Source organism: Halomonas cibimaris (assembly GCF_055379665.1).
Window position 1 is genome coordinate 2,590,595 of the sequence record NZ_AP043828.1, and the last position, 15,465, is coordinate 2,606,059.

Annotated in this window: 13 protein-coding genes; 4 read left to right on the plus strand and 9 right to left on the minus strand. The window is 65.3% G+C overall.

All coding sequences use genetic code 11. The annotated features are described in order from the left end of the window. Positions 1-18: 18 nt before the first annotated feature. Positions 19-903: an EamA family transporter gene (locus ACZ415_RS12060; protein ID WP_344704300.1), complete on the minus strand. Its 885-nt coding sequence runs from the start codon at positions 901-903 to the stop codon at positions 19-21. A gap of 66 nt (positions 904-969) precedes the next feature. Next, the gene (locus ACZ415_RS12065) at positions 970-1,530 is read right to left on the minus strand and encodes a YqaE/Pmp3 family membrane protein (RefSeq protein ID WP_344704298.1); all 561 of its coding nucleotides are present in this window, start codon (positions 1,528-1,530) and stop codon (positions 970-972) included. Between the two features lie 338 nt (positions 1,531-1,868). Between ACZ415_RS12065 and ACZ415_RS12070 the strand changes: the two genes are divergently transcribed. The 3 genes from ACZ415_RS12070 (at position 1,869) to putP (ending at position 7,135) form a co-directional block, all read left to right on the plus strand. Beyond that, entirely contained in the window at positions 1,869-2,228 is a 360-nt protein-coding gene (locus ACZ415_RS12070; RefSeq protein ID WP_344704296.1) for a hypothetical protein, read from the plus strand. 186 nt (positions 2,229-2,414) lie between these two features. Beyond that, on the plus strand, positions 2,415-5,606 hold the full coding sequence (gene putA / locus ACZ415_RS12075; protein ID WP_344704294.1) for a bifunctional proline dehydrogenase/L-glutamate gamma-semialdehyde dehydrogenase PutA: 3,192 nt from the start codon (positions 2,415-2,417) through the stop codon (positions 5,604-5,606). 38 nt (positions 5,607-5,644) lie between these two features. Further along, on the plus strand, positions 5,645-7,135 hold the full coding sequence (gene putP / locus ACZ415_RS12080) for a sodium/proline symporter PutP (protein ID WP_344704292.1): 1,491 nt from the start codon (positions 5,645-5,647) through the stop codon (positions 7,133-7,135). 75 nt (positions 7,136-7,210) lie between these two features. On the opposite strand, the gene murB is transcribed toward putP, so the two are convergent. The 7 genes from murB to ACZ415_RS12115 all read right to left on the minus strand — a co-directional run bounded on the left by murB (position 7,211) and on the right by ACZ415_RS12115 (position 14,811). Continuing rightward, positions 7,211-8,236 (minus strand): UDP-N-acetylmuramate dehydrogenase, encoded by a 1,026-nt coding sequence (gene murB / locus ACZ415_RS12085; protein ID WP_344704290.1) that lies wholly within the window; start codon positions 8,234-8,236, stop codon positions 7,211-7,213. After that, a complete protein-coding gene (locus ACZ415_RS12090) occupies positions 8,236-8,700 on the minus strand; it encodes a low molecular weight protein-tyrosine-phosphatase (protein ID WP_344704287.1) in 465 nt (154 codons plus the stop codon). Before ACZ415_RS12090 ends, murB begins: the two co-directional genes overlap by 1 nt. Continuing rightward, positions 8,697-9,491, minus strand: coding sequence for a 3-deoxy-manno-octulosonate cytidylyltransferase (kdsB, locus tag ACZ415_RS12095; RefSeq protein WP_344704285.1), 795 nt, complete (start codon positions 9,489-9,491; stop codon positions 8,697-8,699). The genes ACZ415_RS12090 and kdsB overlap by 4 nt, the downstream gene beginning before the upstream one ends. Beyond that, positions 9,492-9,701: a Trm112 family protein gene (locus tag ACZ415_RS12100; RefSeq protein WP_344704283.1), complete on the minus strand. Its 210-nt coding sequence runs from the start codon at positions 9,699-9,701 to the stop codon at positions 9,492-9,494. Then, on the minus strand, positions 9,694-10,707 hold the full coding sequence (gene lpxK / locus ACZ415_RS12105) for a tetraacyldisaccharide 4'-kinase (RefSeq protein ID WP_344704281.1): 1,014 nt from the start codon (positions 10,705-10,707) through the stop codon (positions 9,694-9,696). Before lpxK ends, ACZ415_RS12100 begins: the two co-directional genes overlap by 8 nt. Further along, positions 10,704-12,422 (minus strand): lipid A export permease/ATP-binding protein MsbA, encoded by a 1,719-nt coding sequence (msbA, locus tag ACZ415_RS12110; protein WP_425552749.1) that lies wholly within the window; start codon positions 12,420-12,422, stop codon positions 10,704-10,706. Before msbA ends, lpxK begins: the two co-directional genes overlap by 4 nt. Before the next feature lie 73 nt (positions 12,423-12,495). Further along, positions 12,496-14,811, minus strand: coding sequence for a DNA internalization-related competence protein ComEC/Rec2 (locus ACZ415_RS12115; RefSeq protein WP_344704277.1), 2,316 nt, complete (start codon positions 14,809-14,811; stop codon positions 12,496-12,498). A 101-nt stretch (positions 14,812-14,912) separates the two neighbouring features. Here ACZ415_RS12115 and ACZ415_RS12120 point away from each other — a divergent pair, with 101 nt between their 5' ends. Next, positions 14,913-15,455: a DUF2062 domain-containing protein gene (locus ACZ415_RS12120; protein ID WP_344704275.1), complete on the plus strand. Its 543-nt coding sequence runs from the start codon at positions 14,913-14,915 to the stop codon at positions 15,453-15,455. Positions 15,456-15,465: the final 10 nt, after the last annotated feature.

Genomic DNA, 15,465 nt, shown 5'->3' on the forward strand with positions numbered 1-15,465 from the left:
CGGCAAGGGGCAAATGCCTCAGCCGTTGCCGGCGCGTGGCACAAGCGCTTGCCGCCGGTGATAAAACCGCTGGTTGAGCCACAAAGACGCTATGATAATCGCCCCACCCAGCGCCAGCCGGCCAAGCTCTGTCTCGCGATTCCAGAGCACCAGGTTCACCGCAAGTCCGGCCGGCACCAGGGCATTGTTCATAATCGCAAGCACCCCGGCGTTGACCCGAACCGCCCCGCGATTCCAGAGAAAATAGCCGCCGCCGGACGCCGCCAGCCCCAGCCAGCCAAGCACCAGCCATTGCGTGGCGGTGTGCGGCAGCGCCGAGCGATCGCCCAGCAGCCAAAAGGCCGGCAGAGCTACCGCCAGCGCGCCGAGAAAAAACCAGCCGAATACGCTGTGCCAGGCAAGCGACGCCGGCAGCGTAGCGGCCAGCCGCCGGTAGCCGACCTGGCCCAACGCAAAACACAGGTTGGCCCCCTGCACCACGCCAAAGCCCAGCCAGAAATCACCGCGCACGCCGTCATAGCGGATCACCGCCGCGCCCGCCACGGCCAGCAGCGCGGTCAACAGATAAAGCGGGGTGAAACGGCCAAACAGCGCATCGTCAAGCAGGGCAATATAAACCGGCGTCAGCACGGTAAACAGCAGCACTTCCGGCACCGACAGCAGCAAAAACGACTGATAAAAAAACAGATACATAACGCCCAGCTGCAGCGCGCCGATCGCCATCAGCGCCAGGCGCTTTCTGCCCTGCAGCCGGCGCGGGCGCAAAAACGGCAGAAACACCAGCGAGGCAAGCAAAACCCGCACCAGTACGGCAAAATAGCCGTCGACCTGGCCGGCCAGATACGCGCCGATCAGCGAAAAGGAAAACGCCCAAAGCCCGGTCACGCCCACAAGATAGCCCAAAGTAAACCTCTTTTTTAAAAAACGTTTACTCGAGTATACCGGCTCGGGCAGCACGGCCCAATAGCGTCAGCGGCGGCGCAGCCAGGCAACGGCATAGATAACGCCGGGTATCCACAGCAGCAGGGTCAACGCCGCACTGATCGCCACGCGCCGGCCGTTGCCCTCGCTCAGCCCCACGGCCAGCGGCGGCAGCAGCACCGCCAGTGCGGCGTAGGCAACATTCAGCACCGCCGGGGTGTCTTCCTCGGGGACGCAAGGCATGTGCAGCTCGGGCGATTGTTCCCGCGCGGGCGGGGTGAAATGCCCGACCGCAGCGCTGGCCGGCTTGATGGCTTCGGCGGCGGGCTGGCTTGTTTTTTCCGGCGTGACGCCTGCGCTCGGCGCTTGTTTTTGTTCCTGCCGGCGATGGGCCTGCCTGTCGATTTTCTGCTCCAGGCCGGCCGCTTTGTCGGCCAGATCGTCGTGGTAGCGCTCCCAGTCTTCCCAGTCGTGGGGCGTGCCTGTTTTTGGACGGTGCTGGCCGGCCTGCCGGGCGCGCTCCCAGGCTTTTTCTTCCAGCGTATTCGGGCGGTCCGGATCGCTGTCCAGCGCCACACCTTTGCGGCTTAAATACTCGCGTGCATCCATGGGCCTGCTCCTGGCGGGTCAGTCGCTAAAAAGGGCTGCGCCCAAGATGGCGGCCGCCGGCGCATTATTCAACTGCCTTGGCCGCGTGCGCGCAGACAAAAAAGCGCTGCCCGAAGGCAGCGCAAGCAAGGGATCGAAACAATAGCCAGTCTCACAATGTTGGCAAGGCAACAGCCTTGGCGACTGCTCTCGCTATGCGACCGGTACCGTCTCTGACAGCGCGCGTCGCAAAAGTTCACTTGCCGGTATGCTTTCCCGGCAGATTTGTCTGCGTATAATGCAGTGGCGTTTTATCCACTATGCTGCGTAGCCGCTACGCACAGGCCGGGAGCCGCCCAATGGCCCTTTACTTGCTGGTGTTTGGCGTTTGCCTGCTGGTTATCGGCGCCACTGTCGCCGTTTTGCTGTCGACGCGCACGCCGCGCTATCGTACCGAAACCGATGATTTACTGGCGCTGTTTGACAAGGCGCTGACAAGCCACGTCAGCGAAAGCGAATGGCACACCCTGATCGGCTATCCGATTCGCCACGATGAGTATCTGGAGCGCGTGCGCCGAAGGGCCGCTCACCTGATGGAAGAACACGGCCGGCGCTGGCAGATCGCTCAGGGCAAGCCGCTGCTCAACGCCACCGGCCAGGCAGAGCTTCAAGCGCTGCGCGACCACCTGGCCGCGCATCAGCGTTTACGCCGCCGGTGAGATTTATCAACGTCACTGGCGAGCTTTTTGCAATGCAACTAAAGTATTGGAGAGAACGGCTTGCCAGGACGTTTATCATGGATGGATTGCGTTTCCCGATAGCGCCCTGCCTGGGGCCACCGGCTTTTCAGCACCCGCCGGCGGGCAGCGTACTATCCGATCACACCTCTTCTTCCGGGGGCTTCAATGCTCAATGCCAAGACACTGCGTGACTCAGCCACCTGGCAAACCGATCCCGATACGCTGTTAGAGCGTATCAGCCAGCACTATATTGTCGACGAGGATCGTTTTGTCCACGAGCTGGTCAAGCTGCTGGACACCGACCGCGAGGCCTTCTCCCGCATAGAAGAGGACACCGCTTCGCTGGTGCGTGAAGTGCGCAACATGGACACGGCCGTCGACACCATCGACGAGCTGCTTCAGCAGTACAGCCTGGACACCCACGAAGGGCTGATGCTGATGTGTCTGGCCGAGGCCATGCTGCGCATTCCCGACAAGGCCACCGCGGACGCCCTGATTGAAGACAAGCTTGGCCCCGCCGACTGGAACGCCCACGTCGGCAAAAGCGAATCGTGGATGGTCAACGCCTCGACCTGGGGGCTTTTGATGACCGGGCGAGTGCTCAAGCTTGACGACGACAAAGACGGCCAGCCCGCCGGGTTTATCAACCGCATGGTCAACCGCATGGGCGAGCCGGTGATTCGCCGCGCCATGGTGGAAGCCATGAAGATCATGGGCCGCCAGTTCGTGCTCGGCCGCGATATCGACGAGGCCTTAAAGCGCTCAAAGCCGCTGTTCGACAAGGGCTACACCTATTCCTACGACATGCTCGGCGAAGCCGCGCGCACCCGGGACGACGCCCGGCGCTACTTCAGCGACTACCAAAACGCCATCCGCCGCGTGGGCAAAACGCGCGAACATCTAAGCGACGCCACGCCGGCGCCGTCGGTTTCCATCAAGCTTTCTGCCCTGCACCCGCGCTACGAGTTCGGCCGCCGGGAACAGATTCTCACCGAGCTGGTGGAGACCGTCAAAGAGCTGGTCAGCACCGCCCGGGCGCTGGACGTTGAGCTTACCATCGACGCCGAAGAGGTGGACCGCCTGGAGCTCTCCCTGGAAGTCTTCCGCGCGGTCTACGAAAGCGACGCCGCCCGGGGCTGGGGACGCTTCGGGCTGGTGGTGCAGGCCTACGCCAAGCGCGCCCTGCCTACGCTGCACTACGTCAACCGGCTGGCCGACCAGCAGGGCGATGAAATCCCGCTTAGGCTGGTCAAGGGCGCCTACTGGGATACCGAGGTCAAGGAATCCCAGCAGCTCGGCGTCGAGGGCTATCCGGTATTCACCCGCAAGGCCGGCACCGACGTGGCCTACCTTGCCTGCGTCGAGTTTTTGCTGTCCCACGATACCCAGGGCCGCATTTTCCCGCAGTTCGCCACGCACAACGCCCACACCGTCACCGCCATTCTCGACCACGCCAACCGCTACGATCGGCCGTTCGAGTTCCAGCGCCTGCACGGTATGGGCGAGGCGCTTTACGACGCCGCACTCAAGCGCGCGCCCCAGGGCACCTACTGCCGCATTTACGCCCCGGTCGGCGCGCACAAGGACCTGCTGCCCTACCTGGTACGCCGGCTGCTGGAAAACGGCGCCAACTCTTCGTTCGTCCACCAGATCGTCGATCCGGACGTACCCGTGGAGTCTCTGTGCGAGCACCCCGTTGACACCCTGGCCGCCCACGACACCTATTCCAACCCGCGCATTTTGCTACCCCAGCATCTTTACGGCCCGCGGCGGCCCAACGCCCGGGGGGTCAACCTCAACATTCGCAGCCATTACGACCCGCTCATGGAGCAGATGGCCGGGTTTATGGATAAAACCTACACCGCCCGGCCGCTGCTGGCCTTTGAGGTAGAAGACAACGCCGCCAGCACCCACGCCGTCACCTGCCCTTTTGATCGGCGCCAGCGTTTGGGCAGCATCCAATGGGTGACCGCCGAGCAAACCGCCCGCGCGCTCGACGCCGCCTGGGCCGCGTTTGCCGACTGGGAGGCCACGCCGGCTACCGAGCGCGCCGCCATTCTGCGCCGCTTTGCCGATCTGCTGGAATCCCACATGGCCGAGCTGATGACGCTGTGCTCCCGAGAGGGCGGCAAGCTTCTCACCGACGGCGTGGATGAAATCAAGGAAGCGGTGGATTTCTGCCGCTACTACGCCATGCGCGCCGAAGACATTTTTGCCGAGGCGATTGAGCTGCCCGGCCCCACCGGCGAATCCAACACCCTGCAGATGGGCGGCAAGGGCGTGTTTGCCGCCATCAGCCCGTGGAACTTCCCCGTGGCCATTTTCTGCGGCCAGATGGTCGCCGCCGCCGTATCGGGCAACACCGTGCTGGCCAAGCCCGCCGAGCAGACATCGCTGATTGCCCATCGCGTTGTTGAGCTGCTCTACGCCGCCGGCATGCCGCGCAACGTAGTACAGCTGCTGCCCGGCGACGGCAAGACCGTGGGCAGCGTGCTCACCGGTGATCCGCGCATTACCGGGGTCGCCTTTACCGGCGGCACCGACACCGCTCAGGTCATCAACCGCTCGCTGGCCGCGCGGGAAAACGCCCCGCTGCCCACGCTGATCGCCGAAACCGGCGGGCTCAACGCCATGATCGTGGACTCCACCGCCCTGCCCGAACAGGTGGTCGTCGACGTTATCCAGTCGGCTTTCCAAAGCGCCGGGCAGCGCTGCTCGGCGCTGCGCGTGCTCTACCTGCAGGAAGACGTGGCCGATCGCGTTATCGGCATACTGACAGGCGCCATGGCCGAGCTGCGCGTGGGCGACCCGCGTGATCTGGGCACCGATGTGGGGCCGGTGATCGACGAAGACGCCCGGGAACAGCTCCAGGCGCATATCGATGCGCTGACAGCCCAGGGCCGGCTGATTGCCCAGACGCCGCTGGACGACGAGGCCACCCAGCACGGCACGTTCGTCGCACCCACGGCGTTTGCCATTGACGGCATCGACGCGCTGCAAAGCGAAAAATTCGGTCCTATCCTGCACATCGTGCGCTACAAGGCCAGCGAGCTCGATCAGGTCATCGACGCCATCAATGCGCGCGGCTACGGGCTGACGTTTGGCGTTCACAGCCGCAATGCCGCTTTCGCTGCCGATATCGCGCGGAAAATCCGCGCCGGCAACGTCTATATCAATCGCAACATCATCGGTGCCGTCGTTGGCGTACAGCCGTTCGGCGGCCAAGGGCTTTCAGGCACCGGCCCCAAGGCGGGCGGTCCCAACTATCTGCAGCGCTTTGCCTCGGAAAAAACCGTCACCAACAATACGGCGGCGCTTGGCGGTAATGCTTCCCTGCTGGCCATGGGAAACGACTAGAACAACAACACAGCAAGCATCAAACCGGAGGGATCATCATGGCAATTGGCGTCTGGATCAGCCTGTTTACGTATTTCGCCCTCATGCTGGGCATCGGCTTTTATGCCATGCGCGCTTCAACGTCGACCTCGGAGGGCTACATACTCGGCGGCCGCTCGCTGAGCGCGCCGGTGGCAGCACTTTCCGCCGGCGCATCCGACATGAGCGGCTGGCTGCTGCTGGGGCTGCCCGGGGCCATGTTTGTCTCCGGCTTCGCCTCCGCCTGGATCGGCATAGGGCTGTTTGTCGGGGCCTTTGCCAACTGGATTCTGGTGGCACCGCGCCTTCGCGAACAGACCGTGCACTACGGCAACGCCATCACCATCCCGCAGTTTCTGGCCAACCGCTTCCCTACCCGGGCCATACCGCTGCGGACCGTATCGGCCATTGTAATCGTGGTGTTTTTCGCGGTGTACACAGCGTCAGGGCTGGTAGCGGGCGGCAAGCTGTTTGAAAGCGCGTTTACCGACGTGCTCAACATCGGGGGAATCAGCGACTACTCGGCCGGTATTATTCTCACGCTGGGCATCGTGCTGGCCTATTCCGTTATCGGCGGCTTTCTGGCCGTGAGCATGACGGATTTCGTACAGGGCTGCATCATGATGCTGGCGCTGGTGATCATGCCGCTGGTTGTGCTCTTTGGCGAAGGCGGCGGCGGGTTTGCCCAGGCGTCGGAAATCCTCAACGAAACCGACCCCACCCTGCTCTCGTGGACCGACGGGCTGACGTTTATCGGCTGGCTCTCGGCGGTGACCTGGGGGCTTGGCTATTTCGGACAGCCGCACATCATCGTGCGCTTCATGGCCATTCGCCGTTTGAAAGACGTGCCCGCAGCGCGCAACATCGGCATGAGCTGGATGTTCATCTCGCTTCTCGGGGCGGGCTCCATGGCCGTGCTCGGCCGCGCCTACGCGATCCGCAACGGCATGGACATCGAAGATCCGGAAACCATCTTTATTATCCTCGCCGAGCTGCTGTTTCATCCGCTGATCACAGGCTTTCTCTATGCGGCACTGCTGGCCGCTATCATGAGCACCATTTCCAGCCAGCTTTTGGTGGCCTCTTCATCGCTTACCGAAGACTTCTATCGCCTGTTTTTGCGTAAAGACGCCACGGAAAAAGAGGCCGTGGGTATCGGCCGGGTAAGCGTGGTCATCGTAGGCCTGGTAGCCGCTGCCATTGCGTCTAACCCGCAGTCTCAGGTGCTCGGCCTGGTAAGCAACGCCTGGGCCGGCTTTGGCGCCGCCTTTGGCCCGCTTATCATCCTTTCGCTGATGTGGTCGCGGACCAACGGCGCCGGCGCCATCGCCGGCATGGTTGTCGGGGCGGTGACCGTCATGGTCTGGATTGCACTGGGCTGGAACGCAAGCTTTATGGGCGGCCCCGGCGTCTATGAAATCATTCCCGGCTTTATCGCTTCTTTCCTTGCCATTCTGGTGGTAAGCCGCACGACCGCGGATGCCGGCGAGTACCAGCATATCGCGCGTTAACCGCTCGGATCGCCAGCCCTTGGCATAATAAAAAGGCGCCCGCGGGCGCCTTTTTCGTGCCTGTTGCCTGCCGTCTTACGCCTTGATCGTGCGCGGCTCGATTTCCAGCGCCACGCCGAAGCGTGCCTCGACCGCATCGGCAACCTGCTTGGCCACGCGTGCCAGCCCGGCGCGATCGCCGCCGCCAAAATGGACCAGCACCAGCGCCTGGCGCGGGTGTATACCAAAAGCGCCGAAGCGCCGCCCTTTCAGGCCACAGCGCTCGATCAGCCAGCCGGCGGCGAGCTTATAGCCTCCGCCCGTTTGGGGAAAGTGCGGCATATCAGGGTAGGCGTGCTGCAGCCGCCGGGCGAGCGCCTCGTCCACTATCGGGTTTTTGAAAAAGCTGCCGGCGTTGGGCATATAGCGAGGATCGGGCAGCTTTTCCCGGCGAATGGCGCTCACCGCCTGCGCCACGTCCAGCGCGCTGGGCGCCGGCCCGACCCGCGCGGCCAGGTCGCCGTACCCCAGCACCGGCCGGGGGGTGCGCTCAAGTTCGAGCACCAGGCGGGTGATTACCACCTCGCCTGCCAGCGAGCGTTTGAAAATGCTGTCGCGATAGCCAAAGCGGCATTCGCGGCGCGATAGCCGACGCATCCGGCCGTCGCTTAGAGACATCACGTCAACGGCGTAGAGCACATCGGCCAGCTCCACTCCGTAGGCGCCGATGTTTTGCACCGGCGCGGCGCCGCAGTCGCCGGGAATCAGCGCCAGGTTTTCCAGCCCCCAGAGCCCGCGGGCGGCGAGCGCCATGACCAGCCCGTGCCAGTTCACCCCCGCCCCTGCGTAGGCCCGGACCCGCTCGCCTGCACGCTCCAGCCACCACTGGCGAAGCGCCGGGCGCACTACCGCCCCGCCGAGCCTGGGCGGCAGCAGCACGTTGCTGCCGCCGCCAAGCAAAGTAACGCGGTGCCCTGCCCGGCGCGCGTCGCCCAGGCAGTCGCGCAGGGCGCCAAGCGTTGTCGGCGCGGCAAAAAACGCCGCCCGGCACGGCAGGCCCAGCGTATTCGCCCAGGTAAGATCCCGGTCAGGCTGCCACAGCCGCGGTACCGACGGCTGCATTAGCCAGCGGCCTGAATGTGCTCGACCAGGCCCTGGGAGGCCGCCTCAATCATATCGAGCACCTCTTCAAAGCCTTGCTCGCCGCCGTAATACGGGTCCGGCACTTCGCCTTGAGGTATACCGGCAAACGCCAAAAAAAGCTCGATGTGTGCGCCGTGCGCGTCCGGCGCCATGGCGCGAATATCGCGCAGGTTGCCGTAGTCCATGGGCAGGATGTAGTCGAACGCGTAAAAGTCTTCACGCCGAAGCTGGCGTGCGCGCAGGCCGCTGATGTCGATTCCCCGACGCCTGGCCGCCGCCTGCGCCCGCTCGTCGGGCGGATTACCCGCGTGCCAGTCGCCGATCCCGCACGAATCCACGGTAATACGCAGCGCAAGCCCTGCCTGCTCTACCGCCCGGCGAAACACGCCTTCAGCGCTCGGCGAACGGCAGATATTGCCCAGGCAGACAAATAGCACCTTCATGATGGCTCCCCGTCAGAATGATGGTCACAAGCCGCGATCAGGTGGCGCACCCGCGCCAGATCATCCGGCGTATCCACACCGGGCGGATTGTTCACGCACGCCAGCGCGACCTGCACGATATGGCCGCGCTGTAGCGCACGCAGCTGCTCAAGCTGTTCGAGCTGCTCAAGCGTCGCCGGCGGCCAGTCGCGAAAGGCGTGCAAAAACGCCGCGCGGTAGGCATAGATGCCGATATGGCGCAGCCAGGCATCGGTGGCCAGCATCGCCGGCGGGCCGCTGAAGTGTTCGCGGTCCCAGGGCACCGGCGCCCGGGAAAAGTACAGCGCCCGGCCATCAAAGGCTCGCACCACCTTGACCACGTTGGGATTAAACAGCGAAGCCACTTCTGTGAGCGGCTCGGCGAGCGTGGCCATCGACGCCTCGGCGTCGTCGGCCAGCCGCGCGGCAACCTGATCGATCAGCACCGGGGGCAGCAGCGGCTCGTCGCCCTGGACGTTAACCACCAAAGCCTCGTCGTCAAGCGCCAGCGCCTCGGCTACCTCGGCCAGCCGGTCGGTGCCTGTCGCGTGGTCCTTTTGCGTCATGACCACTTCGGCGCCGTAGGGCCGTAGCGCATCGCGAATACGCGCGTCATCGGTGGCAACCACCACGCGTGCGGCCCCGCTTTGCCAGGCGCGCCGCCAGACATGGGCAATCATGGGCTCGCCGGCAATGGGCAGAAGCGGCTTGCCCGGCAGCCGGGTCGAGGCGTAGCGTGCGGGAATCACCGCAATAAACGCCGGCACTGCCATTCAAGCGTCTCCCTGGCGGCCCGCCGATGCCGGCAGTTTTTCATCCACGCTCAGCGGCCGCGCCTCTTCGGCCAGCATGACCGGAATGCCGTCTTTTATCGGATACGCCAGGCCGTCATAGCGGCAATAAAGCTCATCGGCCTGGCGCACATAGTCAAGCTTGCCCTGGCACAAGGGGCATACCAGCATCGCCAGCAGTTGTTTATCCATAAGCCTGTCTCCTGCAGGTAAGAGCTGACAGCCGTGCGGCCAGCCAGCGTTCAAAGTCAGCGGGCAGCACGGCCTCGACGTCCAGCACCCAGCTGTCCGGCGGGGCCAGCTCCCGGCATTTCACCGCGTCCTTGGCCGTCATCACCAGCGCCTGCCCGTTATCGGCCTTGAGCTCTTCGGCCGTGAAGCGGTGATGATCGGCATAGCCCTGCCAGCGACCGTGCACGCCCAGCGCTTCCAGGGTGGCAAAAAAGCGCGCCGGCCGGCCGATGCCGGCCACACCGCGCACCGGCAGCGCAAACGGCAGCGGGCTAAGCGCAAACGTTTGCCCGTCGGCCAGCCGGCGCCAGCGCGTCGGCGCCAGGTGCATGGGCTGCGCGGCCACGCTTAAAGGCGCGGCCAACGGGCCGTTGACCAGCACCGCGTCCACGCTTTGCAGCCGTTCGGGCGGCTCGCGCAGGGGGCCGGCCGGCAGGCACTGGCCGTTGCCCAGCCCTCGGGCGCCGTCCACCACGGCCAGTTCGATATCTCGCGCCAGCGCCAGGTGCTGCAGCCCGTCGTCGCTTACGACGATGTCGCAGCCGGCATCCACCAGCGCTCTAACCCCGCGTGCGCGGCAAGGGTCGGCCACAACCGCCGCCCCGGTCTGCTGCGCCAGCATCAAAGGCTCGTCGCCGCTTTGCGCCGGCGGCGTGTCCGGCGTGACCCAGAGCGGATAGTCCGCTCGGCCGCCGTAGCCGCGGGTGATCACCCCCGGCGAATAGCCCCGCTGGCCAAGCCAGCGCACAAGCCAGGCCACCAGCGGCGATTTGCCCGTGCCGCCAAGGGTAATATTGCCCGCCACGATCACCGGCACCGGGGCGCGCCAGGCGGCCTTTTTGCCCGCGACATAGGCCCGCCGGCGGCGCGCTAACGCCAGACGATACAGCGCGGCCAGGGGGCGCAGCAAAGACAGCCACCGACTGCCCCGATAGGCCGCGTTGACCCAGCGCTCGGCCAGGCTCACGCGGCGTCCTGAAACTGCAGCCTATGCAGCGCAGCATAGGCGCCGTCGGCTTCGAGCAGCTCGCGGTGAGTGCCCTGCTCAATCACTCGGCCCTGCTCCATGACGACAATGCGGTCGGCGCGTTCAATGGTCGACAGGCGGTGGGCAATTACCAAAGTGGTGCGCCCGTGGCAGACGTGCTCAAGGGCCTGCTGAATATAGCGCTCGGACTCGGTATCCAGCGCCGAGGTCGCCTCGTCCAGCACCAGAATCGGCGCGTTTTTGAAAATCGCCCGGGCAATGGCAAGACGCTGGCGCTGCCCGCCGGACAGCATCACGCCGTTATCCCCCACGCGCGCTTGGTAGCCCTCAGGCAGCGCATCGATAAACTCGTGGGCGTACGCCGCCTGGGCCGCCGCTTCGATGGCGGCCGGATCAGGATCAGCGGTGCCGTAGGCGATGTTGTCGGCGATACTGGCGTTAAACAGCGTTACCTGCTGAGACACCAGGGCAATCTGGCGGCGCAGCGGACCCAGCTGGTAGTCGGCAACGTCAACGCCGTCAATGGTAATGCGCCCGCCGGTGCAGGTATAAAAGCGCGGCAGCAGGCTGGCAAGCGTTGACTTGCCGCTGCCCGAGCGCCCAACGATGGCGATGAGCTCGCCGGCGGCCACGTCCAGATTGATCCCGTGGAGCACGTCGGGCTGGTCGTCGGCGTAGCGAAAGCGCACGTCGTGAAAGCGGATATCGCCGCGCAAACGCTGAGGCAGGCGCTCGCCGCTGTCGTCTTCGGTGGGCTCGTCGATCAGGCCAAAAAGCTCGGTGGCCGCGGCAATGCCCTTCTGTATCTGGCTGTTGATTTCGGTGAGCTGGCGCACCGGCTTGACCATCAGGGCGGCGGCGGTAATGAAGGCGACAAACTCCCCCGGGGTCATGTCGTTGAGCAGCGAAGGCGCCATGGCCACCCACACCAGCACGGCCATGGATACGGCCACCAGCATCAAAATCACCGGCGAGCTTGCCGCCTTGGTGACGGCTTCTTTCATGCTTTGGCGGCGGTTTTCTTCGCTGACCGCCTCAAAGCGGCGGATTTCGTGGGCCTCAGCGCCGTGGGTACGCACCACGCGATAGCCGGAAAGCGCTTCAGAGGCCACATGAGTCACATCCCCCATGGAGTGCTGAATCCGCCGGGAAATACGCCGAAAGCGCTTGCTGACGTAGCTGACCACCAGCGCGATCAGCGGCGTGACGGCCAGAAACAGCAGCGTTAAAAGCCAGTTGGTCCACAGCAGATAGCCCAAAAGCCCTACCACGAAAAGGCCTTCGCGCAGCAGAATCGTCACCGCCTTGGTGGCCGCGCCGGCCACCTGCTCCACGTGATAGGTCACCCGTGAAACCAGATGCCCGCTTGAATGATGATCAAAGAAGATGCCCGGCAGGCGCAGCATATGGGCAAAGACGTCGCAGCGCAGCGTATGGATCACGTAGCGCCCGACGTAGGCCATAAAGTAGGTACTCAGAAAAGTCCCCAGCCCGCGGGCGGCGAACATGCCGATCACAAACAGCGGCAGAAAGACACGGAAGGCAGCGTCCGGGTTCTGAATGCCGTCAATCAGGCGCTTCATCAGCTCAGCCAGAGCCGTGCTTGACGCGGCATAAATGGCAAACCCCGTCACGGCCAGGGCAAACGCCCGCCAGTGCGGTTTGACGTAGCCCAGCAGGCGTCGATAGATCATCCAACCTGTTTCGTTCACGCGGACTCCCGACGCTAATGGACAATAGCGCGATTCTACCTTAACCCGGCGCCCTTCAACACCGCCCGCGCCGCAGCACTTTACGCTCGGCCTGCGCGCGAAGCGGCTCGCCCGGGACCAGCCAGAACGTCAGCGCGCCGTCGTGAGCGGTGCTCCAAAGGCAGCTTTGCTGCTCGCGAAAGCGACGCACCACCGCATCCGCCGGGTGCCCGAAGCGGTTATCTCGCCCGGCGCTAAACACGACGTGGCGCGGGGCAGCGGTCCGCACAAACTGCACGCCGGAACTCGTGGCGCTGCCGTGGTGGCCGGCCACCAGCACGCTGACCGGCACGTCGGCCGCTGTCAGCAGCCGCCGTTCGACCCGGGCGCCCACGTCACCGGTGATCAATAGCCGGTGCTCGCCTGCAACGACCTGGAGCACGCAGGAACGGTCGTTGGCTGACAGTTCGCCGGGCTCACCTGCCGGCGGCCACAGGTGCGTAAACGTCACGCCGTCTTGCTGCCAGCGCTGGCCGCGCCGGCAAGGCTTGCGCTCGGCTGTCACGGTGCTTGCTAGCGGGGCCAGCCAGCGCTCTACCTGATGATCCCGGGCAAGCGCGGCCGCGCCGCCGGCGTGATCGGTATCCGCGTGGCTGACAATCACCCGGTCAAAACGCTGCCCCGGCGGCCACAGGGTCGTCAGCGGCATAAAGCCTGAACGAAAGCGCGGGCCGGCATCAAAAAGCGTGCGCGAACGGCGAGTGCGCAGCTCGATCAGCTGGCCCTGCCCTACGTCATACACTCGCACCCGCAGCGCGCCGTCGGGCAGCGCCGGCGACGACGGCATAGCGAGCATCAGCGCCACCAGCAGCACGCTGCCCGCGCGCAGCCATCGGGGCACGGCCGGCAGCCCCCAGCACAGCGCAGCCAACGCCAGCGACACGGCAAGGACGGTCACCTGCTCGGCTGCCGGTTCCCATAGCGGTGCCAGCTTGACGGCAAACGCCAGCAGCGCGCGCAGCAAATCGAGCGCCTGGCCGAACAGCCCCCAAAGCAGCGTGCTGGCGTAGGGCAGCGGAGCGGCCAGCCAGCCCAGCAGCGCCAGCGGCACCATCACCATGCTCACCCAGGGCACGGCCAGCAGATTGATCAGCGGCGCCAGCGGCGCTACCCGGCCAAACGCCAGCAGCACCGCCGCGGCCATGAGCGGGGCGAGCAGCAGCTGAGAACGGCACAGCGCCCACAGCCAGCCGCGCCATCCGGCCGGCCGCCGCCTTCCCTGCCAGATCACCATCAGCCAGGCCACGGCAACAAACGAAAGCCAGAATCCCGGGCGCCACACGGCAAGAGGATCGCATATCGCGATCACGGCTATCGCCAGCCACCACGCCTGCCAGGCGCCGGGCGCGTGGCGTCCAGCCAGGGCCCAAAGGCCCACCAGCGCCATGACCATGGCCCGCACGGCCGGCGGAGACAGCCCGGCAAGCCAGGCGTAGGCCACGGCACAGGCGCCGGCAAACCACCACGGCCAGACGCGCAGACGCCAGTTAGCAGGCGAGACCCGGCGGGCAAGCGCGCGCGCCAGCCACAGGCCGAACCCGGCCACCAGCCCTACGTGAAGCCCGGAAATCACCACCAGGTGGGTGGTGCCGCTGGCGTTTAACATCTGCCAGTCGTGCTGCGTCAGCGCATCGCTGTCACCCAGCGTCAGCGCGGCCAGCCAGCGGCGGGTGACGGCATCCTCTGTGTGGCGGTCGATGTAGGCCAGCGCCCCGGGCTTGAGCGCGGCCGTGGCCGGTGCGATACGCACCGGCGCCGGGTGCTTACGCACGTAGCCGGTAGCGTGAATGCCCTCGCGCCACAGCCAGGCCTGGTAATCGAAGGCGCCGGGGTTGCGAAACCCGTGGGGCGGCCGCAGGCGCAGGGTCATCTGCCAGCGTTCGCCCCGGCGCATGGGCGCCTCGCCGTAAACGCTGACCCGGACGTTGCCCAGTTCATCGCAGCGCGGCAGCCCGGCCGGGGCCTGACAGCGCCGGATCGCCAGTCGCAAACGCGTTATACCCGCGCGGTTACTGGTCTCGATTACCCGAGCGCTGACACTGAGGTCGGCACCGCTGAGCCCGGCGGGCAGCCGGCGGGCCTGTTCGTGGATAACGCTGCCGGCGGTCAGCAGCGCCACTGCCAGCCCTATCGCCCACAGCGGCCGGCGCCGTCCGACAAGCCCCGCCACCAGCACCGCCGCCACCGGCAACGCGCCGGCCAGCCGCGGATAGTGGCCGGCTATATCCGTGGCCGCCAGCCCGACTCCCAGCAGTGCGGCGGCGGCCAGAGGCAAGGCCAGCCCCATGCGCCGGCGCAGCCCGCCCGTTACGCTTCGCGTCTCCTCCGCCATTGCCTGCCCGCTCCCTGGGACTTGCGTAGCCGTTACGCCTGCATAGCCGAAGCCGTCCACTATATGGATAATGGGGCACTTCGCAGGCCAGAGTCCTCATCATGCCGCGCCGTTTTCTGCAGCGCTACATGCCCCGTCCCGATACGCTGAAACGCCAGCGCTCGCTGCGTTTCATGGCGCCGCTGATCGCTGATTCGAGGCTTTGGCTGCTCACCCGCCGAAGCGTCGCCAACGCCTTCAGCGTGGGCATATTCTGTGCGCTTTTGCCCATTCCGTTTCAGATGCTTGCCGCTGCCATCGGCGCTCGCCTGAGCCGCTGCAACCTGGCGCTGGCGGTGGGTTTGGTGTGGATTACCAACCCGCTGACCATGCCGCTGATCTTTTACGCCAACTACCGGCTGGGCTCGCTGTTTCTCGACGCCCCCGTACGCATCGCCCCGATGCGCCTGTCTATACGCTGGCTTACCGAGCAAATACACGACATCGTGCCCGCGCTTTTTCTTGGCTCGCTGCTATCCGCGGTAGTACTGGCAGCGCTGGCCAACCTGGCGATCCGGCTTATCTGGCGCTGGCACGTCTCCCGGCACTGGAAACGCCGCCAGCGCCGGCGCCGGGCACGCCTTGAAGCCGAGTTTGACGACTAAGCTTGCCGCC

What these genes read in the sequence shown, in the direction of transcription:
- ACZ415_RS12065 (WP_344704298.1), bottom strand. Translation starts at nt 1,530, where the DNA reads ATGGATGCACGCGAGTATTTAAGCCGCAAAGGTGTGGCGCTGGACAGC.
- ACZ415_RS12070 (WP_344704296.1), top strand. Translation starts at nt 1,869, where the DNA reads ATGGCCCTTTACTTGCTGGTGTTTGGCGTTTGCCTGCTGGTTATCGGC.
- putA (WP_344704294.1), top strand. Translation starts at nt 2,415, where the DNA reads ATGCTCAATGCCAAGACACTGCGTGACTCAGCCACCTGGCAAACCGAT.
- putP (WP_344704292.1), top strand. Translation starts at nt 5,645, where the DNA reads ATGGCAATTGGCGTCTGGATCAGCCTGTTTACGTATTTCGCCCTCATG.
- murB (WP_344704290.1), bottom strand. Translation starts at nt 8,236, where the DNA reads ATGCAGCCGTCGGTACCGCGGCTGTGGCAGCCTGACCGGGATCTTACC.
- ACZ415_RS12090 (WP_344704287.1), bottom strand. Translation starts at nt 8,700, where the DNA reads ATGAAGGTGCTATTTGTCTGCCTGGGCAATATCTGCCGTTCGCCGAGC.
- kdsB (WP_344704285.1), bottom strand. Translation starts at nt 9,491, where the DNA reads ATGGCAGTGCCGGCGTTTATTGCGGTGATTCCCGCACGCTACGCCTCG.
- ACZ415_RS12100 (WP_344704283.1), bottom strand. Translation starts at nt 9,701, where the DNA reads ATGGATAAACAACTGCTGGCGATGCTGGTATGCCCCTTGTGCCAGGGC.
- msbA (WP_425552749.1), bottom strand. Translation starts at nt 12,422, where the DNA reads ATGATCTATCGACGCCTGCTGGGCTACGTCAAACCGCACTGGCGGGCG.
- ACZ415_RS12115 (WP_344704277.1), bottom strand. Translation starts at nt 14,811, where the DNA reads ATGGCGGAGGAGACGCGAAGCGTAACGGGCGGGCTGCGCCGGCGCATG.
- ACZ415_RS12120 (WP_344704275.1), top strand. Translation starts at nt 14,913, where the DNA reads ATGCCGCGCCGTTTTCTGCAGCGCTACATGCCCCGTCCCGATACGCTG.